The following is a 25,624-nucleotide window of genomic DNA, read 5'->3' on the forward strand; positions in this document are numbered from 1 at the left end:
TCGGGCCGCGCGACCACGCGGCCATGCCGGCCTACGACTTCACCGCTCCGCGCCTCCACGTCGAATCGGACCTAGCCGCGAATGTCGTCCTGCCGCTCGATCGAGCGCAGGCGAACTACCTGCTCAATGTCCTGCGCCGCGGTCCCGACGATCCCGTGCTGGTGTTCAACGGCCGCGACGGCGAGTGGCGCGCGCATCTCGTGCAGACCGGGCGGAAGGGGGCCGACCTTCACGTCGTCGAACGCACGCGTCCGCAGACGTCGCCGGCTGACCTGCACTACCTGTTCGCACCCCTGAAGAGTGCGCGTCTGGATTACGTCGCCCAGAAGGCCGTAGAGATGGGAGCGGGAGCGATCCGGCCCGTCATCACCCGGTATACGCAGGGCGAGCGGCTCAACATGGATCGGCTCCGCGCCAACGCCGTTGAGGCGGCCGAGCAATGCGGCATCCTGGCGATCCCGGCCTGCCCCGAGCCGGAGCGGCTGCCCACGGCCTTGGCGGGTCTCGAGCCTGACCGGCTGCTGGTGTTCTGCGACGAGGATGCTCCGCTGAGCGATCCGGTGCGAGCCCTGCGCGCGGCGGCCGATCCCGTGGCGCCGCCGCCGCTCGCCGTCTTGGTCGGCCCGGAGGGCGGCTTTTCGGAAGAGGAGCGGGGGCTGATCCGCGCGCGGCCGAACACCGTCGCTCTCTCCCTGGGGCCGCGAATCTTGCGGGCCGATACCGCCGCTGTCGCGGTGCTCGCCCTCGTCCAGGCGGTGCTGGGCGACGCGCACTGACGGCACGGCCGATCCCAACCGTGTGTGCCGGCGCACATGAGGGCGGCGGGCGGCGGGATTGTTTCCGCGGAACGGCGACGAAGGGGCGTCCCGGTCGACGGCGCCGCGTTGTCGGTTCCCGGCGCCTCGCTTATGTCCATGTGCGGACGCAACCCGCTCCGCGCTTATAGAGGTCGCGGCGGGTGACCGTCTGGACCCCGCTCGCGGGTCGGGGTTGAACCGGACGGACTCGCCGGAGCCTTTCGGCGCGCTCGCATCCCAGGCACACGTCACTCGCACGGGCAGGCAGCGCATGGCGCGCGACAGCAACGACACGACGCCGCTCACGACGCGCGCCGAGCTGATCGAGTGGTTCGCCGCGGGGGAGAAACCGCGCGAGCGATTCGCCATCGGCACCGAGCACGAGAAGATCCCGTTCTACCGGGAGAGCCGGACGCCCGTTCCCTACGAGGGGGATCGCGGCATCCGCGCCCTGCTCGAAGGGCTCGCCCGCGAGACCGGCTGGGAGCCGATCCTCGATCTCGGCAACATCATCGGCCTTTCGGCGGCTGAGGGTGGTGCGATCTCGATCGAACCGGGCGGACAGTTCGAGCTGTCGGGGGCGGCGCTTCCCGACGTGCACGGGACCGTGGCCGAACTCGCAACCCACCTCGCGGCGACGAAGCGCGCGGCCGATCCCCTCGATATCGGCTTCCTGACGCTTGGCATGAGCCCGAAATGGCGCCGCGACGAGACGCCGATCATGCCCAAGAGCCGTTACCGGATCATGGCGGCCTACATGCCCAAGGTCGGATCGCTCGGCCTCGATATGATGCTCCGCACCGCCACCGTGCAGGTGAATCTCGATTTCGCCTCCGAGACCGACATGGTGCGCAAGATGCGCGCCTCTCTGGCGCTCCAGCCGGTGGCGACCGCCCTGTTCGCCAACTCCCCGTTCACGGACGGCCGCCCGAACGGCTTCCTCTCGCGCCGCTCCGAGATCTGGCGCGACACCGATGCCGACCGCACAGGCATGCTGCCCTTCGCGTTCGAGGCCGGCTTCGGCTACGAGGCTTATGTCGACTGGCTGCTCGACATGCCGATGTACTTCGTCAAGCGCGGCGATACCTATCACGACGTCTCGGGCGCTTCGTTCCGCGACCTGATGGCCGGCAAGCTGCCCCAACTCCCGGGAGAATACGCGACGGTCTCGGACTGGGCCAACCACGCGTCCACGGCGTTTCCGGAAGTCCGGCTCAAACGCTTCCTGGAAATGCGGGGCTCGGATGTCGGCGGCCCCGACATGATCGCCGCCCAGGCCGCCTTCTGGGCGGGGTTGCTCTACGACGAGTCGGCCCTCGACGCCGCCCTCGACCTCGTAAAGGGCTGGAGTTCCGCGAACCGTGAGGCTGCGCGGGCTACGGCCCCCCGCCTCGGCCTCGCCGCTCCGGTGGCCAACACCACGCTCGGCGCGGTGGCCGCCGAGGCCCTGGCCATCGCCCGCTCGGGTCTGCGCGCGCGGGCGCGTCGGGATGCCGAAGGCCGGGACGAGTCGATCTATCTCCAGCCGCTCGAGGCGATCGTCGCGGCCGGCCGGACCCGGGCCGACGACCTGCTCGCCGATTACGAGGGTCGCTGGGGCGCCTGCGTGCGCCGCACCTTCTCGGAATGCGTATTCTGACGGGACAGTCAGAAGCTGCGTGCGCAGCCACACGCCTCTTGGAACGAAGTTCGATAGTGTACAGTTCTTACGCCGATCCCGCATCGTGAGGAGAACGCATCCATGTCCCGCATCACGACTTCCGTTGTGGCCGGCGCTGCGGCCCTGACTATGATCGCCGGTTCCTTTACCGCTGCCGACGCGGCGCCGCTGCCCGCGCAGAGCGCAGTTCTGGTCGGCGGCCACAACGCCGCCGTCGACACAGTCGGCTGGCGCCGCGGCTATTACGGCGGCTACGGCTACCGCCGTGGTTATGGCGGCCGCGTGGCCGGTGCCGTGGCGGCGGGCGCCGCCCTTGGCCTCATCGGCGGTGCGCTCGCCGCGAGCACCGCGCCCCGCTACGGTTATTATGGCGGCTACGGCTACCCGGCCTATGGATACGGCTACGCACCGGCCCGCACCTACGGGTATCCGGCCTATGGCTACCCGGCCTACGGCTACGACTATTACGGCTGGTAAGCCTCCCGCCAGCATCGACGCCTACGTTGCGCCCGGTCCCGGTTACCTCGGGGCCGGGCGTCTTCGTTCTGACCGTCGATCCGGGTGGGCCGTCTGGTCGCGACGTCGTCCTGCCATCGCCTGCTCGGGCTCGTGCGCAACCGCGCATCCCGGGGCTCCGTGCCGTCGGATCCCTCGCAGGCGGACCACGCCGGCGTGAGGAACCTTGCCCATGATCCGCTCCACCGCCGCTCTCATGGCCATCGTGGCTACCCTCGCCGCCATCGGCAGCACCTGTGAGGCGGCGGATCTCGGCCCCGATCGCGGGCCGGAGGGCGTGCCGCTCGACGGCCGCGGCGCGGTCGTGCGTCAAGCGCGTGCCAGGGCGCAATACAGCTACTATGGTGAATACGGTTATCCGGTACCCTTCGGATACGGCTACGCCTCTGCGCCGACCCCCGGCCGCAGCATGGAATACGGCTATGACGGCCCACGCTACTACCTCTTCGCGCCGGACACGTATCACGGCCCTGCCTTCGGCTATCACGATTGGTAAGCGCGCCTCTTGAAACCCCAGCCCATAAACGTCCTCGACGTTTCCGCCACAGGGTTCCCCCGGGCCCAGGAGCTTTCTGTTTGAGGGATGACGAGCCGGACTGCGTCGAGCTCGACCTCAGCGGCCTGAAATGTCCGCTCCCGGTCCTGCGCACCCGCAAGGCCCTGCGTACGCTCGACGCCGGCCGGACCCTCGTTGTCACATGCACCGATCCGCTTGCGATGATCGACATCCCCAACCTCGTACGTGAGGAAGGCGCCCATCTCGGCGCGGCCGAGCGGTGCGGCGATCGCGTGCGCTTCCGAATCACGTCCTCCGCGAAGCCGCCGCATTCCTGAGCGATCCGTTCTGCTCCCGGGAATGATCGGAGACGGCATGGCACCACGGATCGGGGGCGTGCGCCTCGTGCACGAGGGTTGGGCCCGGTACCTCGTGGCCGAGGTGATGCAGGACGACGGCAGCCGCATCACCCGCGAGATGGAGGATCACGGCCGCGCGGTCGCGGTGCTGCCGTACGATCCGGAGCGGCGGGTCGCGACGCTTGTCTCGCAGTTCCGGGCTCCGGTGCTCTATTCCGGCGGTCCGCCGAGCCATGTCGAGGTGCCGGCCGGACTCCTCGATGACGGTGCGCCTGAGGACGAGGTCAGGCGTGAGGCCTTGGAGGAGACCGGGCTGAGGCTCGGGGCGCTCGAACTCGTCGCCAGCGCCTGGACCATGCCGGGCATCTCCACCGAGCGGATGGACCTGTTTCTGGCCGCCTACGGCGAGGCTGACAGGAGCGGGCCCGGCGGCGGCTTGGCCGCCGAAGGCGAGGCGGTGGCCGTGCACGAGATCCCCTTGCAGGAACTGGTGGCTATGACGCGCCGGGGCGCCCTCACCGACATGAAGTCGCTCGTGCTGCTGTTCGCGCTGCAACTGCGGCGGCCGGACCTCTTCACGGACGCGGGTTGAGATTCCCGCTCAGCCGCGACGGCGCGGGAAGCGATCCCGGGCGGCGATGCCGACGAATCGCCAGGATTCGATGAAGTAGCGGCGAAACAGCCGGCGCGGGGCGCACAGAAAGCGGAAGATCCATTCGAGGCCGAGGCGCTGCATCAGCCATGGCGCGCGCGGAAGGCATCCCGCCGCCACCGCCAGCGCGTCGCCTACGCAGAACACCACCGGGTTCCCGAGGGCCCGGTCCTGCCGGTCGACCCAGATCTCCGATTTCGGCGCGCCGACCCCCATCACCAGCAGCGTCGTGCCGTGGGCGCGGATTCGCTCCGCGAGCGCGCGGCCGTAGGATGTGTCGTCCTCAAAGCCGAATGGCGGCACCGCGCTCGCCACCGCCCCGTCCGGCAGTCCCGCCGCCTGGAGGCGGGTAGCGAGTGCGTCTGCCGCATCCTGGCGTGCTGACACGAAGAACACCCGCCGGGCGAACGGGGGCGGGTCGGTGAGGATGCAGGCCAGGAGGTCGTGACCGGTGACCCGCTCGACCGGCCGGCCGCTCGCCCTCCGGGCGAACCAGACCAGCGGCATCCCATCCAGGGTCCGTGCCGCGGCCCGCTCATAAGCCCCCCGGAAATCCGCGTGCTCGGCGAGCCGGACGATGTGGTCGACGTTGGCGGTGACGATCATCCGCGGGCCGTCCGCCCGCCGCGCCGCGACAGCGGCCACGATCGCGGCGGCGGAGCCGGTGTGGAAGCTGTGCCCGAAAAGGGTCACGTTCGAGGTCGCGGCCGGAGGCACCGAGGTGGCGCCGCCCCGCCAGACCGGGCCGGGCGCCGTCCGGCCGACGCCCTCGACCTCACGCATCGGCGGCCCGAAAGCTCGTCCCCGGGCGTGCCGCCGCGCGCTGGAAACGCCGCCGGTCGCCGTCGGCGCCGAGCGCCAGGGCGATGCCTCCGCCGAGCATCAGGCCGAGCACCAGCGCCACCGGAAGCACGATCTTCGGCGAGGGCGGGAACGTCCGCTGGCGGGCGGGGGTCGCCGCCGAGATGATCCGGACATTGGTGGTGTCGAGCCGCTCCTGCTCGCTCGCCTCCCGGGCGCGCTTCAGGTAGGCCTCGTAGACGCCCCGGCGGGCATCCAGCGTCCGCTCCAGTTCGCGCAGGCCGACATAGGCCCGATCGCTGTTCACCGTCTCGTTTTTCACCCGGTCGAGATTGGTCCGGATCGCCGCCTCGCTCGCCGCGGCGCGATCGTAATCCTTCTGGGTCGTCTCGATGATCCGCTCCTTCTCGCGCTGGATCAGACGCTGGAGGTCGCGCTGCTGGGCGTATTGCTCGGCCATCGCCGGGTGGCGTTCGCCGAGGCGGGTGGCGAGCTCGGCGGTGTTGCGCGACAGCGTTGCGTATTGCTGCCGCAGCGCCTGCATCTCGAGGGATTGCAGCATCTCGGGCAGCGCGGTGCTGGGATCGGACGAGCGCATCCTGCGGGCCTGATCCAGGCGCGACTTGGCTTCCGCGGTCTTGATAGAGGCTGTCACGAGCTGCTGGTTCAGGTCGCCCAGCTGCTGGTCAGTGAGCAGGCGTCCGCTCGATGCCACGAGCCGGTGGGCCTCGCGGTAGCGCACGACCTCACCCTCGGCTTGCTCGACGTCGCGCTTCAGGTTGCCGAGGCGCCCCGCCAAAGCGTCGGAGGCGCGGCGCGCGGTATCGGTCCGGGCCGCGGATTCCTCGGCGAAATACGCGTCGCCGATGGCATTGGCGATCCGCGCGGCCTTCTCGGGGTCGCGCGACTGTACGGAGACGTCGATCACGAAGGTCCGCTCGGCCCTGCGCACGCTGAGCTTGGCCTGGAGCGTGTCGAGAGCGGCGTTAGCAGGGTCGCGGCTGGCGGCAGGAGGCAGCATGCCCAGCGCTTCCTTGATCCAGGCGACCGTCGGGTTGTTGCCGTCCGGCAGCACGAACTCGTCGTCCTGGTCCAGGTGCAGCTTGGCGATCACGCGGCGCAGGACACTGTCGGACTGGATCACCCGCACCTGGCTCTCGGCGATGGAGACGCCGCTATCGGCCTGAGGCTGGCGGGCATTGAGGTCGTTATCGACAACCCGCACGTCGCTGGGGTCCACGAGAACCTGGATGCTGGAGGTGTAACGCGGCGGGATCAGGCCGAGCAGCGCCACGGCGGCAGCGACCATGAACAGGGCCCCGAGGATCACGAATCCGCTGCCCCGCCACAGGCGACGGACGATCACGCGGGCTTCCGTTCGGGGCGCCACCTGGGGCAGCACCATGCGGACGGGTTGGTCACCGCTCATCCGCGTCGAGAAGTCGAACATACGCCTCGCTCCCTGACCTGCCGGAGGCGGCCGCTGCCGCGCTCCACCGCCGTCTCACGCCCGTCCCCTTTCCGGTCACACCGTGCCGATCCGGGACAGGTCCGCCATCGAGGCGGTATCTTCGACGACGGAGCAGCAATCAGCATACCGAACCAGTAGTCCCGCCTCGCAGCGGATCCTGCATTAGGAATCCTGTAGACATCGCATACGGAGGCAGATTGCCCTGTCACGACTTTGTGGCTTGGAAAGGCCTGTCTTTGCTGGGGACTACGTATCCCGCGTCATGGGACGACGTTCGGCGCGATGGTCGAGCCTGCCGCTTCATAGGCCGCCGGATCCCCCGCGAGGAACCGTCCGAAGCGCCGCTCGTCCTCCGCCGCGTCCGCGTTCCAGCGTGCCACGTTCGCGCGGCTGGCGCCGGCCGCCCGGGCGAGGCCGCCCCCGGCGATCCACGTGGTGAGGGCCGCCGCGGCGGCATCCGGAGCCTCCGGCCGGATCAGCAGGCCGGAGCTGCCCAGCACCTCGCGGAACACCGCCGCGTCCGGCGCCACCACCGGCAAACCCCCGTGCTGAACCTCCAGGAGCGGCAGGCCGAGCCCTTCGGCCTTCGAGGTCGAGAGCAGCAGGTGGCACGAGCCCGCGAGGCTCCGCAGTTCTGCGTCAGACACGTAGCCGTGCAGGTGCAGATAGGGCGGCGGGGCGTCGAGGAAGGGATGGCGGCCCCAGCCGACCCGCCCGACGAGGTGAAGCTCGGCCGGCACGCCGGCGCGGTTGAGGGCCGCCGTCAGCGCGAGCGCGGCCGAGTAATCCTTGCGCGGCTCGATCGTCCCGATCGCGAGCAGCCGCAGGGGGACTCCGGGGACATAGGTGGCAGGTCCCGGCAGGTCGCCGAGGCCGAACGCATCGCGCACGGCGGGGCGCAGCAGGGCGATCCGGGCCCGCCTCGCGCAGACGGCGCGCACCGCCTCGCCGGTGGTGCGACTGTTGACGAACAGGTTCGGACACCAGCGTAGCGCACTGGCGAAGCTCGGGCTGAGATAGATCCGGCTGCGCAGGCTCAGGTCCTCCGGCCTGTCGAGCAGGAAGGTGTCGTGGACATAGAGCAGGCAGCGCTCGGCCGCGACGGCGCAGAGCGGCCCGGGCGGGAAACCGGGAAACAGGAACAGCGCTCCCCGGTCCAGGAGCGCCCGCAGCGGCAGGCCGAGCTGTTGCTGCGCGATCATGCCCGGCAGAGAGCCGCTCGTTATCGGCCTGACCTCGTGCGGCGCCAGCCGTCCGGGCGCGAACAGGTCGAGGGTGATCCGCTCGATCCCGGTGACGTGGGACCGCAGATGTGTCTGATCGAGATAGATCCGCCGTCGTGCCCCCGGCATCACGGGGCGCTCCGCCGGAGCGTCCCGGCGAGGTACAGGCATCGGCGCACGAACAGCGGCATGCGGCGCCCGAGCACCATCTGCTTGGCCCGTCGCAACCATCGCACGAGCGGCCGCGAGGCTGCCGCCACCGTGCCGGCCGCACCCCGCTGCGGCTCTGCCGCGAACGGGAAATGGCCGAGCATCGGGGGGGCGAAGCTCAGCCGCGCCGCGTCGTCATCGATCAGCCCGCGCCGCCGGAAGACCCCATCCAGGGAAAGGGCCGAGGCGGCTGGACTGTAGCGGCTCTCCAAGGCGATCCGCGCGAAGGCGCCGAGCCGCGCGCGGGCATCCGCGTCGTCCACCAATTCGCCCAGCGCCTGCGCGAGCGCGCCGGGCTTCACCGGCACGAGGCGGCCGGACACACCGTCGATCACCGAGGAGGTCAGCCCCGATGTGCGGTAGGCCAGGGTCGGCACGCCGCACAGGCCGGCCTCGATCGGGGTCTGCCCCAGGGTCTCGTGGCGGCTTGCGGTGACATGGAGGTCGCAGGCGGCGTACCAGGCGGCCAGGGTCTCCTCGTCCGCGACGAGCCCCGGCGCGAACAGGTTCGGGACGCCGAGCCGGGCCGGATCGTCGAGCCTGCCGATCGCCACGACGCCGACCCCCGGGCGCGCCACGGTCCTGAGGGCTTCGCGCAAGTCGGGAAAACCCTTGTCCGGCCCGTCGACGATCACCGCGGACACGAGGATCAGCACGTCGTCGGCCGGCAGGCCGAGTCTGCGGCGCAGGGCGGCGCGATCGTCCGGCCGAAACACCGCCGTGGGGAAGGCCAGTCGGATCGGCTCGGCGGCCGTGCCGGACGGCGCGAGGTCCTGCGCGCGCGCCAGGGTCCAGTCGGAATTCGCCAGCAGCCACGGCCCCGAGGAACTGGCGAGCACGGCGCGCTTGCGTCCGTGCATGCCGGCGATCCGAGCGGGGGCCAGTTGGGGATACTCGTCCGGGCTCGGGCAGGCGGCGTCGCAGCCGGCAGCGGCGCGTTCGCAATCGCGCGGGTGGCAGCAGCGGCCGGTGAGCGGGAACAGGTCGTGCAGCACCAGCGCCAACGGACCGCGCCGGGCGAGGCGTTCGACGACGTCGAGGCTGCGGGTCGCACCGTGCAGATTGCCGGCCAGGACGAGATCGGGCGCCGCGGCGGCGACCGCCGCCTCAGCCCGGGGGAAGGTGTCGGACCACTCGGCGGCTTCCGGCCGACCGCTCAAGGCGACATTCGCGATGCGGTGGCCCGCGAGCGCGAGCGCCTCGGCGAGCCGCCTTTGGGCGACGCCGGCCCCCCCCTGCGTGCCCGTGCCTGTGAGGGAGACGATCGAGAGGCCGTCCAGCCGCGCCGCCGGCCTCTCGGCCACCCGCTGGAGCAGCACCGGGCGGCCGATGCGCCTGCGCGCGGAAACCGGGAGCGTCGACCAGGCCGTAGCCGCGTCCGGCAGCCCGTCGGCGTCGAGGACGGCGTGGGCGCGCAGTGCGTACCGCGACCAGAGCACCTCGCCGCCCGTGAACGGTATGCCGCCCGGTGCTGCGGCGCCCGCGAGCGCGGGCACGTCGAGGCTCCGGACCGCGTCCGCGAACAGAACCCGCAGGCCCGCCACCGCGGCCGCCCCGGTCAGCGCCGCCTCCAGGGCCAGGGCGGTCAGCGCCCCCGGGGCGAGGAGATCACCCGCGCCCAGCCAGAGCAGGTAGTCGAAGGCCGGCTCCGCCAGCATCCGCTCCACCGTGGCGCGGCCGCAGCCCGGGGGCAAGAGGTCGTGCTTGAGCTCGGGGTAGTCCTGACGGATGACCGACGCGACCGTCACGCGCATGTCTGCGCCGCCACGTGCGACGCTGACGACGCGGATCCCCGGCCACGGGCGACCGTCGGGCAGGGCGGCGGGACGGCCTACGCCTGGGCCTGCTGGTCCGAACGGCCAGCCGGCGACCCCGTGGGCGGGCGGTGACATGTCTGCGGCGTCGGTCAAGATCGGTTCGCGGGTCGAGCGGGGGCGGCAGCCTGACCGCGAATGTTGAAGATTGCCTCTCGGTGCCTCTCGCGCGTCAGCCGGCCACGCGGATCCGGGCCGGGCCCGCCTCCATCCGGCCGATCAGCGCGGCTGCCGGGCAGCCGGCCTCCCGAATGCGTGCGACGAGCGCCTCGGCCTGAGCCGCCGCGCAGGTCACCAGCAAGCCGCCGGAGGTCTGCGGATCGGTGAGGAGGTGGCGGCGCCAGTCGGCGAAGCCGGCAGGCAGGTCCACGTCGGCGCCGAACGCGGCCCAGTTGCGGTGCGAAGCGCCGGTGACGTAGCCCTCCTGCGCCAGCGCCGCCGCTCGCGGCAGCAGCGGCAGGGCATTCGCGTCGAGGGCCAGGGTCAGGCCGGCACCGCGGGCGAGTTCGAGCCCGTGGCCGAGGATGCCGAAGCCGGTCACGTCGGTGAGCGCGTGGACGGATGCCTCGGCGGCGAGTTCCATGCCGACCTTGTTGAGCAGGGTGGTGGTGGCGATGAAGTCGCGGTAGCCGGCCTCGTCCAGCGCCTCGCGCTTGATGGCCGCGGAATAGACCCCGACGCCGAGGGGCTTCGTCAGGATCACGGCATCCCCGGGCAGCGCGTCGGCGTTGCGCCGCACCGACTCGCGGCGGCAGGTGCCGATCACCGCGAGGCCGTAGATCGGCTCCGGCGTGTCGATCGAGTGGCCGCCGGCCACCGGAATCCCGGCCTCGCCGCATTTCTCCGCACCACCGCGCAGGATCCGGGCGACCACCTCGGGGGCGATCTTGCCCACCGGCATGCCCAGGATCGCCAGCGCCAGGATCGGCCGGCCGCCCATGGCGTAAACGTCCGAGATCGCGTTCGTCGCCGCGATCCGCCCGAAATCCGTCGGGTCGTCCACCATCGGGGTGAAGAAGTCGGTGGTGGCGATGATGCAGGTGCCGTCGTCGAGTTCCCAGACCGCCGCGTCGTCCGAGGTCTCGTTGCCGACGAGCAGCCGCTCGAACGGTCCGGCGGCCGGCTGCTCGGCCAACAGCTGGCGCAGGACCGCCGGGTCGAGCTTGCACCCGCAGCCGCCACCATGGGCGAGACTTGTCAGACGGGGGGCATCGGTCATAGCGGGTCTCCGTTCCGGCCGCGGCGCCCGTCGACGGGCGCCGGCCGTCAGTAGCGCGTCGTGACGGCGTTGAGCCAGTCCGGCGAGGCGGCTACGGCTGCGGCTTCGACGCGCTTGTCCAAGCCGGTGAGGACCAGAAGACCCAGCGCCACCATAACGACGCCCAGGGCGGCCTTCGCGGCGCGGCCCGCCGCCGCGAGGCCGCCGCGCCAGCGCATCAGCGCCTCCCGCGAGACGAAGCCGAGCAGCATCAGCGGCGCAGCGGCCCCGATCCCGAATGCGAGCATCGTGAGCGCCACGCTCCAGAGATGCTCGCCCCGGGCAGCCAGCAGCGAGGCGGCGCCGAGCGTCGGGCCGACGCAGGGGCTCCAGGCCGCCCCGAGTAGCAGGCCCACGGCGAACTGCCCGGACAGGCCATTTGTGCCGAGGCCGCCGAAGCGCTCCTCGGCCCAGGCACCCACCGGCCCCGCGGCTGTCGCGACTTGCGCCTGGAGCCGCGGCAGCATCAGCACCACGCCCAGGATCACCAGCAGCAAAGCCCCGGCGCTGCGGAATACGTCGCCGTCGAGCCCGATGGAAAAGCCGATGGTCGCCACGAACAGGCCGATGGCGGTGAACGAGAGCGCCAGGCCGACAGCCAGGGCCGCCGGCCCGAGTGGGTGCTCCGACGCCGCAGTTCCAAGCACGATCGGCACCAGCGGCAGGACGCAGGGCGAGAGCACCGACAGGAGTCCTGCCAGGAAGGCGAACCCGACCGTCCCCAGCATCTCCATTCTCCCGACCCAGGATTTCGACCCCAGGCTTCGCGCCGGCGGAGGGCGGCGTCAACACAGCCCTCGATCACGGTCTGGATGGAACCTGAGGGACCGCGATGCGCTTCGGGCGCAGCCCCGGGGCGGTTCCGGGCGCGGACGGAGCGGACTGGTGGCAACCTACTTCACGGGGGATACCCATTTCGGCGACCAGCGAGCCCTGCGCTTCGACCACAGGCCCTACTCGGACCTCGCCGCCCATGATGACGGCCTGATCGCGGCCTGGAACGCCACGGTGGCGCCGGACGACATCGTCTGGCATCTCGGGGATTTCGCGCTCGGCCCGAGTCGGGCGCGCATTCGCGAGATCCTCGCCGGGCTGAATGGCGAGAAGCACCTGATCGTCGGCAACAACGACGGGGTCGATACCGTCGAGGCACCCGGCTGGGCTTCCGTGCGCCACTACGCCGAGACCCAGGTTGAGGGGCGCATGATCGTGCTGTGCCACTACGCGTTCCGGACCTGGAACGGGATGAGCCGAGGGGCACTCAACCTGCACGGGCACAGCCACGGCAAGCTCAAGCCGATGCCGAAGCAGTACGATGTCGGCGTCGATCCGATGGGTCCGGCTCCCGTCGGCCTCTCCGCAATCCTCGCCTCGCGTCTGCGTCGGAAGGCCTGATCGGGGCGGAACCTTCACGTCAGCTTCACCGTTTCAGCGGACAGAGAGGGGGTGGACACGCGCCGCCCCGAGAAACCCGGCACCCCCGTCCGCGGGGCTGCGACAGCAACCAGTCCGCGAGTAATCCCGTGAGTGCCAGTTCGGCCTCTCTTGCCCTCGGCTTCGTCACCAAGGCGCTGACAGGCGCCCTGGCGGGTCTTGCCCTGACCTCCTCCGCGCTGGCCCTGCCGGCGTGCCTGGAGGCCCAGCGCAAGGTCGACGAGGCCAACGCATTGCGCTTCCAGGCGCGTCAGGAGATGCGGCTGGGCAACCACGACCGCGTCTGTGACACGCTCGACGAGGTCGGCGACCGCTACGACGACGCCCGCGACGCCTTCGAGCGCTGCGGCGAGGGCGTGGTGGCGATCGATCTGCGCAGCGAAATGCGGGCCTTGCGGATCGCCAAGAAAATCAACCGCTGCGACTGATCGGGTGCGCACGCGCACCTCGATCGGCCTGCTCCCGCAGCATCATCCCAACACGGGCGACGTATGTCGCCGAGAAGGTTTTGCGCCGATGACCTCCGCCACGCTGTCGACCGAGATCAATGCCTCGTCCACTGTTCGGACCGGGCCATCCTTCACAGCCGCCCTCTGTGGCTTCATCAGCACCACCGTTGCCACGACGATGCTGCTCGTGCTGATCGGCACCCTCTGATCAGGGCGCGACCGACCAGAATCGCTGTCGGTTGAACAACATGTCCTGCGTACCGACCTTCGGGACGTCGATCGAGCGCGTACAATCCGGCTCCGGTGGCTTCCTTACGGTCGCCAGGGCAGCGACCACCGGGGCCGGCTTGAGCCCGAGGCGCACTTGAACCTCCGGTTGCCGGGCCAGCACGATGGTCAGCACGCAGGCGATCAGGCCGCCCGCAACAGTACCAAGGAAGAAATTCAGCATCGGTGACGCGATCCGGGGCCAGATACCTTGGGGCCACACTTCCTGGTCCCTGTCCAACCCGGCGGGATCATGGCGGACCTGATGCTCACGCGGCCTTAACACTTGGTCTGCGACAGCTACACGCAAGCCTGCCCGCCTGGCAGGTGTTTCGACGGGGCTGGACCGCCTATGACCTACGCCGCCAACGCCTATGCCAGAACCTCGCGTTCCGCACTGTCGCCGCGCGAAGCCGAATCCGCGGTCCTGCTGAAGGCGGCGCAGCAGTTGATCGGTGCCAGCCACGCCCTCGCGTCCGGCGACACCAAGCGCCTCTGCGAGGCCCTCTCGTTCAACCAGCGGGTCTGGACACTGCTCGCCACCGAGGCGACGTCCGACGAGAACCCGCTACCCGTCGAGATCAAGCAGGGCATCGGCAACCTGGGTGTCTTCGTGCTTCGCAACTGCGTCGACACGATGATCGCCCCGACTTCGGAGAAGATCGCCGCGCTGGTCGCGATCAACAACGAGATCGCCGCCGGGTTGCAGGGCAATCCGGGCTGATCCCGGTCCAGATGGGCACCGTCAGGCGTGCGGTTCCGTCTCCTTGACCGGGATCCCCGGACCGGGCGCCGCGTTCTCCCACTCGATCAGCTTCCGGCCGAGCTTGATCGCCCGGTAATACTCCCCGGTCTCGACGGCCTCGGCGATGGCCGCCATCTGCGGCGCCGCAGCCGGTGCCAGCCGAATCAATTCGCCCGCCTGGCGGAAGAACAGGTCGATTCCCTGGGCCGGATCGTCGGCGAGGTAGATGACCGTCAGGGTCAGATGGATCTGCTTGCAGGCCGTGTCGGCCTCGCTCTCCGTGATGATCTCACTCTCGCGAAGAAATTTGCATTGCGTCTCGATCAGGAATGTCGAGCGCCGGTCGCCGTTGCGAATCAGCGCCCCGTTGATGATCAGCCGTTCGAACGGCTTGAGTTCCAGGCGCAGCGGCATCGCGTGTTCCTTTCTAGAAGACGCCCGGATCTCATTCGGAAAGCGTTAACGTTTGGACAATGGCCGCCGTTGAAGCCGCCATCCCGGCGCGACGGGATGGCGGCCGGGATGCTGGCCGTCCGGGGAAAATATTCCTCGCTCGATGCGCGAGTCGCCGAAGCTCACCGACTGGAGGCCTGCCCGATGTCGTCATCGTCCGAACGCGCGGTCAATCCCAGATTACGGGGTCGGCGCGTGCTGCTGACGGGCGGCGCTTCCGGCATCGGCGAGGGCCTCTGGTCCAGGCCTTCGTGGCGCAGGGCGCCCGCGTGCTGTTCTGCGGCATCGCCGACGACGCTGCGGAGGCTTTGGTCGCGCGGCTGTCGCCCGGCGCCGCGCACGCGCCGCTCTACAGGCGTTGCGACCTGACCGACGTCGAGGCGGTCCGGGCGCTGGTGGTGGGGACCGAGGCGGACTTGGGCGGCCTCGACGTGCTGGTCAACAACGCCGGCAACGACGACCGCCACAAGCTGGAGGACGTGACGCCCGCCTATTGGGACGACCGCATGGCGGTGAACCTGCCCCACCTGTTCTTCGCCGCGCAGGCGGCCGTGCCGGCGATGCGGCGTGGCGGGGGGGTGATCCTCAACTTCGGGTCGATCAGCTGGCACCTCGGGCTGAAGGAGATGCCGATCTACCAAACCGCCAAGGCGGCGATCGAGGGGATGACCCGGGCCATGGCCCGCGACCTCGGGCGCGACCGCATCCGGGTGGCCACCATCGTGCCCGGCAATGTCCACACGCCCCGGCAGGAACGCTGGTACACCCCGGAAGGGGAGGCGGAGATCGTCGCCTCCCAGTGTCTGGATGGTCGGATCCAGCCTTCCGATGTCGCCGCGCTGGTGCTGTTTCTGGCCTTCGACGATGTGCGCATGTGCACGGTGCAGGGCTAATTCGTCGACGGGGGCTGGCGCTGAGCGGGCGATTGCGCCGCATCGTGATGCTGCGCCGGACTGTATCGGCATCCCGCGGCCCTCTGTCCCGATGCTCAGAGAGCGGCGGTCCGGAACCCGGCGATCACGTCCCGGCGGTCCGGTTCGAAGAAGTTGCGGTAGGTGCCGTTGGCGAGGCGGGCCCTGGTCGCCCAGCCGCCGCCGCGCAGGACCTTGCGGGTGCCGAAGGCCGGCTCCGAGTATTCCTTGTAGGCGTCCGGCGCGAAGCCCGGGTAGGGCAAGAAGGGGCTCGCCGTCCATTCCCAGACATTGCCCAGCATCTGGCGGCAGCCCCAGGCGCTGTCGCCGGCCGGATGCGCGGCGACGTCGACGCAGCCGAGCCGGCCGCCGTCGAGATTCGCCAGCGCTGGATCGGGGAAGGCCTCACCCCACGGATAGGTGCGCTTCACGCGGCTCAACGCGCCGTCGGCTCCCGGCTCGCCGATCGCGGCGGCCTCCCACTCAGCCTCGGTGGGCAGGCGACGTCCGGCCCAGCGGCACCAGGCATTGGCCTCGTGCCAGTTGACGTGCGCCACCGGGCGATCCGGGGCGAGGGGTTCCAGCCGGTCGAAGACGCGGGTGACCCATCCTCCATCCCGGCGTTGCCAGTAGGCGGGACCCGTCGCGCCGCTTGCCCGCAGCCACGCCAACCCCTCCGCGTCCCAGAATGCGTCGGAGCGGTAGCCACCATCCTCTACGAAAGCCGCGAAGGCCGCGTTCGTAACCGGCGCCCGGGCGATGCGGAACGGCGCGATCTCCACCGGATGCGCCCATTTCTCATTGTCGAACACGAAGGCACCGCCCGGCTCCGAGCCGAGCCGGAAAGTGCCGCCCGGGATCGCGGCGTCGCCGGGCCACGGACCGCCGCCGGTCTCTGGCGCCGGCTCTCCCGCGAAGGCGGGCGCCGGATAGCCCAGCGTCTGGCGCGTATACGTGAATGCTTCCGCGTGCATGTCCTCGTGGAAGGCGACAAGCCGGTAGAGGTAGCGCTCTTGAGCGTCGGGCTCGCGACCGGCGAGCCGGGCCGCCAGGGCGTCCTGCACGCGCGCCATATAGGCGAGGGTGTCGCAAAGCCGCGGCAGCGGCAGGCTCCAGCGCGTTGCGTGCGGCACCCGGGCCGAATCATACAGCGCACCGGCATCGGGCCGCAGCGATGCCCGCCCGTCGAGGCCCCTCAGGACGAAGTGCTCATGGAACCATGCGAGGTGTCCGATTTCCCACAGCAGCGGATTCACGATGTCGAGCTGCGGGCCCATCAGCTGGTCGCCGTCGAGCCCGTCCACCAGTTCCAGCGTGCGGGCCCTGGCGTCGCGCAACAGCGCGATCAGTTCGGCGGAGGCGGGCAGGGGAGGCGATACGGCGTTCAAGGGGTACTCCCGGCCTGCAGACGGTCCGATGGCTCGCGCCGCCGGCCTGTCCTTAACTCGCCGCTGCGCACCCTCCGTGCAATCCCGGCCAGAGTCACACCGTGAGGATCGTCCTCGTCACGCCGGCGGCGGCCACCCGGCGCACCGGCAACCGCGCCACCGCGACCCGCTGGGCCGGGTTCCTTCGCGAACTCGGCCACGTGGTCGAGATCTGCACGGCGTGGGACGGGCAACCGGCCGATCTGATGATCGCCCTGCACGCCTGGCGTAGCGCCGCGTCGATCGCGCGGTTCCGGATAGCGCATCCGGACCGGCCCCTCGCGGTCGCACTGACCGGGACCGACCTCTACCATTACCTCGACGCCGAGCCGGTTCCGACCCTGCACTCCCTCGACCTCGCCGACCAGCTGATCGGGCTGCACGACCGCGTCGGGGAGGCGCTCCCGGAGCGCCACCGCGGCAAGCTCCGGGTGATACACCAGTCCGCCCGCGGGCGCGCCGAGCGCGCTCCGCCGAACGAAGCTTGCTTTGAGGTGCTCGTCGTCGGCCACCTGCGCGCCGAGAAGGACCCGTTCCGCGCGGCCCTCGCGGCGCAGCGCCTTCCCGCGGACTCGCGCAGCCGCGTGGTCCATCTCGGCGCCGCGTCCGATCCGGCCTGGGCCGAGGCCGCTCGCGCCGAGATGGAAGGAAATCCGCGCTACGAATGGCTCGGCGACAGGCCACCGGCGCTGGTACGCCGGTTCATGGCGCGGGCCCGCCTGATGGTCCTCAGCTCACATATGGAGGGCGGCGCCAACGTGATCTCGGAGGCGCTGGTGTCCGGCTTGCCGGTGCTCGCCTCGCGGATCGTCGGATCCGTCGGCCTGCTCGGGCCGGACTATCCCGGCTATGTCTCGGTCGGTGATACCGCGGGGCTCGCAGATCTGATGCTGCGCGCCGAGCGAGATCCCAATTTCCTTCGCGACCTCGGCACGGCCTGCGCCGCGCGGGCGGACCTGTTCCGGCCCGCGCACGAGAAGGCGAGACTGGGCCGGCTGGTCGCCGAACTCGCCAGGGATCAGCCCTTGCTGGCCTCGAAGCGCGCCTTGTTCTCGGCGTTGGGGGGGTAGAGGCCCGGCAGTGCCGCGCCCTTGTCGACCTCGTCCATGATCCAGCCCTCGAAGCGCTCCTGCTCGGGGGCGAGTTCCATTACGATATCCACCAGGGCGGCCGGGACCAGGACGGCGCCGTCCTCATCGACCACGATCACGTCGTCGGGAAACACCGCGACGCCCCCGCAGGCGACCGGCTGCTGCCAAGCCACGAAGGTGAGGCCGGCTACGGAGGGCGGCGCGGCCGCGCCCTGGCACCAGACCGGCAGGCCGGTGCCCAGGACGCCCGCGACGTCGCGCACGACGCCGTCGGTGACCAGAGCGGCCACGCCCTTCTTGGCCATCCGCGCGCAGAGGATGTCGCCGAAGATGCCGGCATCGGTCACACCCATCGCGTCCACGACCGCGACGCAGCCGGCGAGCATCGCCTCGATCGCCGCGCGGGTCGATGTCGGAGAGGACCAGGATTCGGGGGTGGCGAGGTCCTCGCGCGCCGGCACGAAACGCAGCGTGAAGGCGCGTCCGACGATCCGTGGCTGGCCGGGCCTCAGGGGGCGGGTGCCGCGAAGCCAGACGTTGCGGAGACCCTTCTTCAGGAGGATTGTCGTAATCGTGGCCGTCGTGACCTTCGAGAGGACCTCGACGATCTGCGCATCACTCGTCATCGACCTAACCTTCCGGCTCGAGCGGCCGGCGCCGCCCGTTCCCGGACGCTGTACCCGATCGTCGCGCAAGCGGGTACAGATCCGGGTTGCTGCCCTGCCGTGCTCGGTTTGCTGAGTCAGCGACGGCGCGAGCGCTCCAGACCGTACGGACCCGGGCGGGATGCCCGCCCGGGCGAAGGGCCCTGCCTCAGTCGCAGGACTCCTTCTTCACGGTCTTCGAGTCGCCCATGTCGTTCTCTTTACGGACGGTCTTGGAGACGCAGCCATCGCCGTGGTCGTGCACGGTGACGGACTTCGACTCCGAAGCCGGATGGTCGACCACCACGGCAGGCCGGTCGCGCTCGATGACGGTGGTCTGAGCCTGGGCGGCGGCGCAGAGGCTGAACAGGGCGGCGGTGGCGAGGAACGTCGTGCGCATACGGGGACTCCGGAATTGATTTCGGTCCCGAGTAACGACGGCGCCAGCTTGAGCGTTCCGCAATTTCCGGTGCTCGGAATGCGGGCCGAACCCGTAAAGGAACTCGGCTCGGCCCGCGTGCCGTTCGGCCTGGAACGCGGCCGGAGCGACGGCGCCAATGACGCTGGCGCCGCGACGGTTTCAAGTCCGGTGGACTACGTGCGTGGATCGCCGGCGGATTCAGCCGCCGGTCATCGGCGGGAAGAAGGCGATCTCGCCTGCGCCGGCGATCGCCGCGTCTGGCTTGGCATGGGTCCGGTCGATTGCGGCCCGCACGACGCCCGGATCCTCGAAGGCGTAGGCATATTCCTCGCCGCGCCCGCGCAGCCAAGCCACGAGGTCGGCAATGGTCGCGACTTCAGGCGGCAGGGCGAGTTCTTCCTCGGCGCGGCCGATCCGCTCGCGTACCCAGGCGAAATAGACGAGCTTCATCGCAACACCATCGCGCAGGGGTGGCCGAGGATTGGACGCCGCCTCACCGCGCCCTCAGCGCGGATCGTCGATAACGTGCTTGATCCCCGCGCGCATGTAGTCCCAACCGGTCCACAGCGTGAGCGCTGCGGCGAGCCACAGCAGGCCGAGACCGAGCGGTTCAGTGCCGGGCAGCACCTGCTCACCCGCCGGGCCGGCGACCAGGAAGCCAAGCGCCACGAGCTGCACCGTGGTCTTCCACTTGGCGATCTTGCTGACCGGCACGCCGACCTTGAGCTCGGCGAGATACTCGCGCAGGCCGGAGACCAGCACCTCCCGGCACAGGATCACGATCGCCGCCCAGATCGACGGGCCGACGATGGTGTGGTCCGCCGTCAGCATGAGCAGGCAGGCCGAGACCAGCAGCTTGTCGGCGATCGGGTCGAGCATCCGGCCGAGCGCGGAACTCTGGTCGTAGGTGCGGGCGACGTAGCCGTCGAGGTAATCGGTGATCGCGGCCGCCACGAACACCCCGAGCGCCGTCCAGCGCGCGGTGTGCGAGTCGGGCCAGAACAGCAATGCGACCATCACCGGCACCGCGGCGAGGCGCCCGTAGGTCAGGCAATTCGCAAGCGTCCAGGCCGGCGACCGTCGTCGGGGAAGGACGGCGTTCATCGCGGGGGTGAAATCAGAGCTGGGCCCGGGCGTCAACGTCTCGACTGCGGGCTCGGCCATGGCGGTGGGATCCTCAGGCGCCGGCATGGAAGAAATCGTAGACCGCGCGCGCGGTCGCGGCATTGACGCCCGGGGTCTTGGCCAGGTCCTCGAAGGCGGCGCGCTCGATCGCTTTGACGGTCCCGAAATGGTGCAGCAGCGCGCGCTTGCGGCTGGGACCGATGCCGGCGATCTCGTCCAGAGGGTTCTTCACCATCTCGCGCTTGCGCTTGGCCCTGTGGCTGCCGATGGCGAAGCGATGGGCCTCGTCGCGCAGCCGCTGCACGAAGTAGAGCGTCGGGTCGCGCGGCGGAAGCTTGAACGGAGGCCGGCCCGGCACGAAGAACGTCTCGCGGCCGGCATCCCGGTCGCGGCCCTTGGCGATGCCGATCAGGGGCACGCCCGACACGCCGATCGCGTCGAGCGCCGTGCGGGCGGCGTCGAGCTGGCCCTTGCCGCCGTCGATCAGAACGAGGTCCGGCCAGGCGGGAAACGCTTCGCCGTCCTCGGCGGCTGCCGGGACAGGCTCCGCTGCACCGCCTTCCACCGCCGAAGCGGCGGCCTCGCCCTCGGTGCGCGGCGCCTCCTTGACGAGGCGTTTGAAGCGCCGCTGCAGCACCTCCCGCATCATGCCGTAGTCGTCCCCCGGGGTGAGCTCCTCCGACTTGATGTTGAACGTGCGGTAATGCGTCTTCATGAAGCCAGTCGGGCCGGCCACGATCATCCCGCCGACCGCGTTCGTGCCCATGATGTGCGAGTTGTCGTAGACCTCGATCCGGCGCGGCGCCTTGTCCATGCCGAAAGCCTGGCCGAGGGCCGCCAGGAGCTTGCCCTGAGAGGCCGTGTCGGCGAGCCTCCGGGCCAGCGCCTCCTTGGCATTCCGCTGGGCATAGTCGACCAAGTTCTTCCGCTCGCCGCGGCTCGGCCGGTGGATCTCGACCCGGTACTCCACGCGGCTCGACAGGGCGGCGGCGACCAGTTCCGCATCTTCGATCGTATGGCTGGTCAGCACCGTGCGCGGGGCCGGCTTGTCGTCGTAGAACTGGCCGATGAACGAGCCGAGCACCTCGTCGGGGGTCATCGAGCGGTCGGCCTTGGGGAAGTAAGCGCGGTTGCCCCAGTTCTGGAAGTTCCGGAAGAAGAACACCTCGATGCAGAACTGCCCGGCCTGCTCGTCGAGGGCGAACACGTCGGCCTCCTCGACGCCCTGGGTGTTGACGCCCTGCACGCCCTGGATCGCCGAGAGCGCCGCGATCCTGTCCCGGTAGCGAGCCGCGCGCTCGAACTCCATCGCCTCGGAGGCTTCCTGCATCTCGGTGCGCATCCGGTCCTTCACGGCATTGGACTTGCCCGCCAGAAAGGCCCGGGCCGCATCCGCCATCGCGGCGTAATCGCCCTCGGCGATCTCGCCCGTGCAGGGGCCGGAGCAGCGCTTGATCTGATAGAGCAGGCAGGGCCGGGTGCGGTTCTCGTAGTAGCTGTCGGTACAGGTGCGCAGCAGGAAGGCGCGCTGCAGGGCGTTGACCGTCCGGTTGACCGCCCAGACGCTGGCGAAGGGGCCGTAATAATTGCCCTTCCGGCGCCGGGCACCGCGGTGCTTGACGATCTGCGGCGCGGGCCCGTCGCTCGTGACCAGGATGTAGGGGAACGACTTGTCGTCCCGCATCAGGACGTTGAAGCGCGGCTTGAGCTGCTTGATCAGGTTGGCTTCGAGAAGCAGCGCCTCGGTCTCGGTGGCGGTGGTGACGAATTCCATCGCCGCCGTCTGGGAAATCATCCGGGCGATGCGGTTCGAATGCGCCTGGCCCCGCGCGTAGGAGCCGACCCGGGCCTTCAGATTCTTGGCCTTTCCGACGTACAGCACGTCGCCGCGATGATCGAACATCCGGTAGACGCCCGGCGAGGCTGGCAGCGTCGACCAGAAGCGGCGGATCACCTCGGTGCCGGCCTGGACCGCGCCCGGCTCGAAATCGAAATCGATCTCGGGTGAATCGTCGGCCTGGAGCCCGACCTCGGGCTCGTCGGTGCCCTCGTCCCGTTCGGCGTCGCGGCCGTCGTCGAAGGTGTCGGGTGGCAGGTCTGAAAGGGCTCTGCGGCTCATACCGCAGATCTAAGCGCTTCTCTCGCCGAGGGGGACGGGGGCGGCCGAGAAAATCGACGCGCCGTCCGCCCGCGTCGAATCAGTCGAACAGCGAATCGATGTCGGTCTGGTCGACGTGCCCGGGATCGTCGTCGAGCTTCGGTCCGTTGAGCAGGCCGCTCTCATCGTCGAGGGCGGTCGTGACCGGCATGACCGTGATGAGGTCGCGGAAGCTGTCCAGCTCCGTCCAGGCCGCGATCAGCCGATCGAGGTGCTCCTCGATGAATTTCATCACGCCGACGATCTTGTTGATTCGCTGGCCGGTCAGGTCCTGGAAGTTGCAGGCCTCGTAGGCGGAGATCACCCGTTCCTGGATGACATCGACGTGGTGCTTCATGCCGGGTGGCAGATTCGCCGCGTACAGCATGCCGGCATTCGCCTCGATCTCCTCGACCGCGTTCAGGAGCTGAGTCGTGGCACGCTCGGTCGATTCGACAACCGCGTCCAGCTCATCCGCCGCCCGGCGCATGCCCTTGCCGCTGTTCTCGGAGCGGTGCAGCGTCGCGAGTTCCGACTTCGTCCGGGTGATCGCTTCCTTCATCAGGTCGAGTTCGGATCGCATCGCCAGCGCGTCGTGCAGTTCGCGCCGGCACGTCTCGATCGTCTCGTCTGCGCTCATCTGGGTGATGCGGCGCAGGTCCTGGATGGCGCTCAGAATCTCGTCCAGGCGCTCGTTCGAGGCTTCTGGAACCGATGCTGGCCGTAGCCCCGGAAGCCCGAGGCTCTCTTCGATGCGATAGCGCTTCTGGGTCATCGTCAGGGCGTGAGCCTTCGGGATCGGTCGAAGCAACTCTCTACCACAATCGGTTAGCGGACTGTGACTGCCAAGCTGTCGGGCGGCGATCGTGGCCTTCGTCAGGCCGTTGGCCCATCCACGGTTGTGGCCGGTAGGGCTTTACCGTCTATTCACGCTAACGGCGAGCGGCCGGGTCGGGGGCCCGACATCCTGACTGATTCACCATCTTGATTCACCGGATTCGTCAGTTCGGGGTTGATCCTGCGCGGATCGGGGCCTGTGCCCCCGGGAGCGTGCGGCGATGCGTGGTTCTGTCCGTCTCAGCAGGTTTCGCAAACGCGTCCTGCAGTTCAGCTTCGGAAATCTGCGACCGGACACAAGCTCAAGCGGGCGAAGCGTTGGCTTGCCGGCGCAAATCTGCCTCGGTGGCCTGTGCGCGGTCTGGGCCGTGGCGTGGTCGTGCGCGCCCGCGCAGGCGCAGCAGGCGCGCTACGCCGAAGGCGGCGGCTACGGCGGCGGCCTGATCGAATATCTCGTCACTGGCAGCGCCGCCGGGGGAGGGCGGGGCTGGCCGCAGCGTTCCGCGGCGCCGCAGCGGGTCGCGGCCTATTCAGGGGACCTGCTGCCGGCGGATCCGGAGCCCGCGACGGCCGTCATGCCGCGGCAAGCCTACGGCGTGCCGCAGGCGGATCCCACCCGCATCGCCCGCGCGGTCGACCCGGAGTACCTGCGCCAGGAGGTCGCGTTCCCGGGGCCGCAGCGACCCGGAACGATCGTGATCGATACCTCGGGGAAGCACCTCTATCTCGTGCAGCCGGGCCACCGGGCGCTGCGCTACGGCATCGGCGTGGGCCGTCCGGGCTTCGCCTGGAGCGGCCTCAAGACCGTCAGCCGCAAGGCCGAGTGGCCGGACTGGACGCCGCCGGCGGAGATGCTGGCCCGCCGCCCAGACCTGCCGCGCCACATGGCGGGCGGGCCGGCCAATCCTCTCGGAGCGCGGGCCCTCTATCTCGGCTCCTCACTCTACCGCATCCACGGCACCAACGAGCCGACCACGATCGGCCAGTCCGTATCGTCTGGCTGCATTCGGATGATGAACGAGGACGTGATGGACCTCTACGAGCGCGTCCCCGTCGGTACCCGCGTCGAAGTCCTCTGACGGCCGTCCAGGTCCCGAAAGGGGGCCGGGCAGCCGATCGGTAAGAATGAGCCCGGCCGCGTCTGAGCGCGACCGGGCTTCGTCGCGACGCTGGGCCGATTAGGTCCAGTCGCTGTCGTCGCCGCCGCCGAGGTCGCCGCCGAAATCGTTGCTCGGATCGTTGTAGCTAGCGTCCTGGAAATCACCGCCGCCACCGCTGCCGTCGAGCGCCGAGCCGAGGTCCTGATTGCCACCCTCGCCGTAATAATTGTTCACGACCGTCTCGCCGCCGCCGCCGAGACCGGCCGCTGCGGCGCTACCGAGGCTCGAATGGCCGCCCGCGAAGGCATTCGAGAGAGCGCTCCCGAGCAGCATGCCGCCGGCCGCGCCCGCCGCCATCGGGAGTGCGTTCGCCAGGAAGCCACCGCCGCGCGCCGGCGGCTGCTGGCCGCCCCACGGACCACCCTGCTGCGGGTATCCCTGTTGCGGGTACGGCTGCTGCGGGTAGCCCTGCTGGGGATAGCCCTGCTGGGGATAGCCCTGGGGCGGCGCGCCGCCCGCGCCGCCCCAGGGCTGGCCCGCCGGACGCTGTTGCCCGTAGCCGGGCTGCGGCTCCTGGCGCTGGCTGCCCCCGCCGAAGATGCTCGACAAGAAACCGCCGCCCCCTGAGGACTGGGCCGGCGCGGCCTGGCTGCGCGCCTGTTCGAGCTGCTGGTTCAGGCTCTTGATCGCCTCTTCCTGAACGTAGATCAGCTGCGCCATCGCGTAGGGCGCGTAGGGCTGCGCACGGAGCTTCTCGGCGATGAAGCGCTCGGCATCCGCGTCCCGGGGCTGGCTCTGGGCCTGCTCAAGCCGCTGGAAGATGCCGGAGATGACTTCGCGTTCTTCGCTGTTCATGGAGTCGTCCTCCTCAAGTCGTATCCGCGGGCTCGAACGCGCCGCACGGCCGCAGAGGACATGGGTGCCCGGCGACGCTTTGTCAGGGGAGGTTGCGAAAACTTCATTCGCGGGTCCCCGACGCGAAAGAGCCCGGCCTCTCGGCCGGGCTCTCTGGTCCGTCGCGTTCCAGGGGGCCGGGCCGGGGCCCGCCGTCCCGAGGTCTTAGTACGATCCGAACTTGTAGTTCAGGCCTGCGCGGACGACGGCGAACTCGTCGCTGCGGCGTCCGATGCCGCTGTAGACGACGGGGAAGTTATTGGCGGCGTTGATGACGAACGCGCCCTGGTTGCGGGTGTTGCGGTCGAGGTTGACGTAGAGGCCTTCGACCTTGAGCGTGACGGCGCTGGAGCGGAAGAAGTTCAGGAACGAGTCGGTGGGGAGGGCGTACTCGATGCCGCCGCCGACCGCGTAGCCGGTGCGGAAGCTGTC

The 25,624-nt window shown here is 70.0% G+C and carries 28 protein-coding genes and 2 pseudogenes; 13 read left to right on the top strand and 17 right to left on the bottom strand.

All coding sequences use genetic code 11. The features are described from left to right. Positions 1-23 precede the first annotated feature (23 nt). The 6 genes from Q8W67_RS21015 (at position 24) to Q8W67_RS21040 (ending at position 4,420) form a co-directional block, all read left to right on the top strand. Positions 24-776 (top strand): 16S rRNA (uracil(1498)-N(3))-methyltransferase, encoded by a 753-nt coding sequence (locus tag Q8W67_RS21015; protein WP_305549623.1) that lies wholly within the window; start codon positions 24-26, stop codon positions 774-776. A gap of 292 nt (positions 777-1,068) precedes the next feature. After that, positions 1,069-2,436, top strand: a complete 1,368-nt coding sequence (locus Q8W67_RS21020) for a glutamate--cysteine ligase (protein WP_305549625.1) — start codon at positions 1,069-1,071, stop codon at positions 2,434-2,436. Between the two features lie 102 nt (positions 2,437-2,538). Beyond that, a complete protein-coding gene (locus Q8W67_RS21025; protein WP_305549627.1) occupies positions 2,539-2,934 on the top strand; it encodes a hypothetical protein in 396 nt (131 codons plus the stop codon). 211 nt (positions 2,935-3,145) lie between these two features. Next, positions 3,146-3,469: a hypothetical protein gene (locus Q8W67_RS21030; RefSeq protein ID WP_305549629.1), complete on the top strand. Its 324-nt coding sequence runs from the start codon at positions 3,146-3,148 to the stop codon at positions 3,467-3,469. A gap of 80 nt (positions 3,470-3,549) precedes the next feature. Further along, complete coding sequence (locus Q8W67_RS21035) at positions 3,550-3,807, top strand: sulfurtransferase TusA family protein (protein ID WP_305549631.1); 258 nt, start codon at positions 3,550-3,552, stop codon at positions 3,805-3,807. 37 nt (positions 3,808-3,844) lie between these two features. Beyond that, entirely contained in the window at positions 3,845-4,420 is a 576-nt protein-coding gene (locus Q8W67_RS21040) for an NUDIX hydrolase (protein WP_305549633.1), read from the top strand. 9 nt (positions 4,421-4,429) lie between these two features. Here Q8W67_RS21040 and Q8W67_RS21045 read toward each other — a convergent pair whose 3' ends face one another. The 6 genes from Q8W67_RS21045 to Q8W67_RS21070 form a co-directional block, all read right to left on the bottom strand. Continuing rightward, positions 4,430-5,263 (bottom strand): WecB/TagA/CpsF family glycosyltransferase, encoded by an 834-nt coding sequence (locus tag Q8W67_RS21045; RefSeq protein ID WP_305549635.1) that lies wholly within the window; start codon positions 5,261-5,263, stop codon positions 4,430-4,432. Continuing rightward, complete coding sequence (locus Q8W67_RS21050; RefSeq protein WP_305549637.1) at positions 5,256-6,731, bottom strand: GumC family protein; 1,476 nt, start codon at positions 6,729-6,731, stop codon at positions 5,256-5,258. Before Q8W67_RS21050 ends, Q8W67_RS21045 begins: the two co-directional genes overlap by 8 nt. Positions 6,732-7,012: 281 nt before the next feature. Then, positions 7,013-8,104: a glycosyltransferase gene (locus Q8W67_RS21055; RefSeq protein ID WP_305549639.1), complete on the bottom strand. Its 1,092-nt coding sequence runs from the start codon at positions 8,102-8,104 to the stop codon at positions 7,013-7,015. Beyond that, a complete protein-coding gene (locus Q8W67_RS21060) occupies positions 8,104-9,939 on the bottom strand; it encodes a glycosyltransferase (protein ID WP_305549641.1) in 1,836 nt (611 codons plus the stop codon). Before Q8W67_RS21060 ends, Q8W67_RS21055 begins: the two co-directional genes overlap by 1 nt. A gap of 232 nt (positions 9,940-10,171) precedes the next feature. Further along, the gene (selD, locus tag Q8W67_RS21065) at positions 10,172-11,218 is read right to left on the bottom strand and encodes a selenide, water dikinase SelD (RefSeq protein ID WP_305549643.1); all 1,047 of its coding nucleotides are present in this window, start codon (positions 11,216-11,218) and stop codon (positions 10,172-10,174) included. A 47-nt stretch (positions 11,219-11,265) separates the two neighbouring features. After that, positions 11,266-11,985 carry a cytochrome c biogenesis CcdA family protein gene (locus Q8W67_RS21070; RefSeq protein WP_305549645.1) on the bottom strand — a complete coding sequence of 240 codons (720 nt, stop codon included), beginning with the start codon at positions 11,983-11,985 and terminating at the stop codon, positions 11,266-11,268. 157 nt (positions 11,986-12,142) lie between these two features. Here Q8W67_RS21070 and Q8W67_RS21075 point away from each other — a divergent pair, with 157 nt between their 5' ends. The 3 genes from Q8W67_RS21075 (at position 12,143) to Q8W67_RS21085 (ending at position 13,348) form a co-directional block, all read left to right on the top strand. Next, positions 12,143-12,652: a metallophosphoesterase gene (locus tag Q8W67_RS21075; protein ID WP_305549647.1), complete on the top strand. Its 510-nt coding sequence runs from the start codon at positions 12,143-12,145 to the stop codon at positions 12,650-12,652. Between the two features lie 128 nt (positions 12,653-12,780). Continuing rightward, a complete protein-coding gene (locus tag Q8W67_RS21080) occupies positions 12,781-13,119 on the top strand; it encodes a hypothetical protein (protein ID WP_370693923.1) in 339 nt (112 codons plus the stop codon). 4 nt (positions 13,120-13,123) lie between these two features. Beyond that, the gene (locus tag Q8W67_RS21085; RefSeq protein WP_305549682.1) at positions 13,124-13,348 is read left to right on the top strand and encodes a hypothetical protein; all 225 of its coding nucleotides are present in this window, start codon (positions 13,124-13,126) and stop codon (positions 13,346-13,348) included. Here the strand turns inward: Q8W67_RS21085 and Q8W67_RS21090 are convergent, their stop codons facing one another. Next, positions 13,349-13,591 (bottom strand): hypothetical protein, encoded by a 243-nt coding sequence (locus Q8W67_RS21090; protein WP_305549649.1) that lies wholly within the window; start codon positions 13,589-13,591, stop codon positions 13,349-13,351. A gap of 168 nt (positions 13,592-13,759) precedes the next feature. Here Q8W67_RS21090 and flaF point away from each other — a divergent pair, with 168 nt between their 5' ends. Continuing rightward, positions 13,760-14,131, top strand: coding sequence for a flagellar biosynthesis regulator FlaF (flaF, locus tag Q8W67_RS21095; protein WP_305549651.1), 372 nt, complete (start codon positions 13,760-13,762; stop codon positions 14,129-14,131). Positions 14,132-14,152: 21 nt separating this feature from the next. On the opposite strand, the gene Q8W67_RS21100 is transcribed toward flaF, so the two are convergent. Further along, entirely contained in the window at positions 14,153-14,566 is a 414-nt protein-coding gene (locus Q8W67_RS21100; protein WP_305549653.1) for a flagellar biosynthesis repressor FlbT, read from the bottom strand. A 183-nt stretch (positions 14,567-14,749) separates the two neighbouring features. Between Q8W67_RS21100 and Q8W67_RS21105 the strand changes: the two are divergent. After that, a pseudogene (locus Q8W67_RS21105) lies at positions 14,750-15,498 on the top strand (SDR family NAD(P)-dependent oxidoreductase). A gap of 95 nt (positions 15,499-15,593) precedes the next feature. Here the strand turns inward: Q8W67_RS21105 and senA are convergent. Further along, positions 15,594-16,904, bottom strand: a complete 1,311-nt coding sequence (gene senA, locus Q8W67_RS21110; protein WP_305549655.1) for a selenoneine synthase SenA — start codon at positions 16,902-16,904, stop codon at positions 15,594-15,596. Positions 16,905-17,005: 101 nt separating this feature from the next. Between senA and senB the strand changes: the two genes are divergently transcribed. Then, complete coding sequence (gene senB / locus Q8W67_RS21115; RefSeq protein ID WP_305549657.1) at positions 17,006-18,013, top strand: selenoneine biosynthesis selenosugar synthase SenB; 1,008 nt, start codon at positions 17,006-17,008, stop codon at positions 18,011-18,013. On the opposite strand, the gene Q8W67_RS21120 is transcribed toward senB, so the two are convergent. The 6 genes from Q8W67_RS21120 to Q8W67_RS21145 form a co-directional block, all read right to left on the bottom strand. Continuing rightward, positions 17,962-18,660 carry a ribonuclease activity regulator RraA gene (locus Q8W67_RS21120; protein WP_305549659.1) on the bottom strand — a complete coding sequence of 233 codons (699 nt, stop codon included), beginning with the start codon at positions 18,658-18,660 and terminating at the stop codon, positions 17,962-17,964. The genes senB and Q8W67_RS21120 overlap by 52 nt on opposite strands. Before the next feature lie 187 nt (positions 18,661-18,847). Next, positions 18,848-19,078 (bottom strand): hypothetical protein, encoded by a 231-nt coding sequence (locus Q8W67_RS21125; RefSeq protein WP_305549661.1) that lies wholly within the window; start codon positions 19,076-19,078, stop codon positions 18,848-18,850. A 219-nt stretch (positions 19,079-19,297) separates the two neighbouring features. Then, positions 19,298-19,549 carry a molybdopterin converting factor subunit 1 gene (moaD, locus tag Q8W67_RS21130; RefSeq protein ID WP_305549663.1) on the bottom strand — a complete coding sequence of 84 codons (252 nt, stop codon included), beginning with the start codon at positions 19,547-19,549 and terminating at the stop codon, positions 19,298-19,300. 54 nt (positions 19,550-19,603) lie between these two features. Then, complete coding sequence (pgsA, locus tag Q8W67_RS21135) at positions 19,604-20,203, bottom strand: CDP-diacylglycerol--glycerol-3-phosphate 3-phosphatidyltransferase (protein WP_305549678.1); 600 nt, start codon at positions 20,201-20,203, stop codon at positions 19,604-19,606. A gap of 73 nt (positions 20,204-20,276) precedes the next feature. Continuing rightward, positions 20,277-22,343, bottom strand: a complete 2,067-nt coding sequence (gene uvrC, locus Q8W67_RS21140) for an excinuclease ABC subunit UvrC (RefSeq protein WP_305549665.1) — start codon at positions 22,341-22,343, stop codon at positions 20,277-20,279. 79 nt (positions 22,344-22,422) lie between these two features. Next, positions 22,423-23,136 (bottom strand): protein phosphatase CheZ, encoded by a 714-nt coding sequence (locus tag Q8W67_RS21145; RefSeq protein WP_305549667.1) that lies wholly within the window; start codon positions 23,134-23,136, stop codon positions 22,423-22,425. Between the two features lie 412 nt (positions 23,137-23,548). On the opposite strand from Q8W67_RS21145, the gene Q8W67_RS21150 reads away from it, so the two are divergent. Next, positions 23,549-24,277, top strand: coding sequence for a L,D-transpeptidase (locus tag Q8W67_RS21150; RefSeq protein ID WP_370693924.1), 729 nt, complete (start codon positions 23,549-23,551; stop codon positions 24,275-24,277). 99 nt (positions 24,278-24,376) lie between these two features. On the opposite strand, the gene Q8W67_RS21155 is transcribed toward Q8W67_RS21150, so the two are convergent. Next, the gene (locus tag Q8W67_RS21155) at positions 24,377-25,153 is read right to left on the bottom strand and encodes a DUF2076 domain-containing protein (RefSeq protein ID WP_305549669.1); all 777 of its coding nucleotides are present in this window, start codon (positions 25,151-25,153) and stop codon (positions 24,377-24,379) included. A 204-nt stretch (positions 25,154-25,357) separates the two neighbouring features. Beyond that, positions 25,358-25,624, bottom strand: a pseudogene (locus tag Q8W67_RS21160) (porin family protein); the annotation flags it as partial.

It is taken from the genome of Methylobacterium sp. NEAU K, assembly GCF_030700285.1.
In the GTDB taxonomy this organism is placed as follows: domain Bacteria; phylum Pseudomonadota; class Alphaproteobacteria; order Rhizobiales; family Beijerinckiaceae; genus Methylobacterium.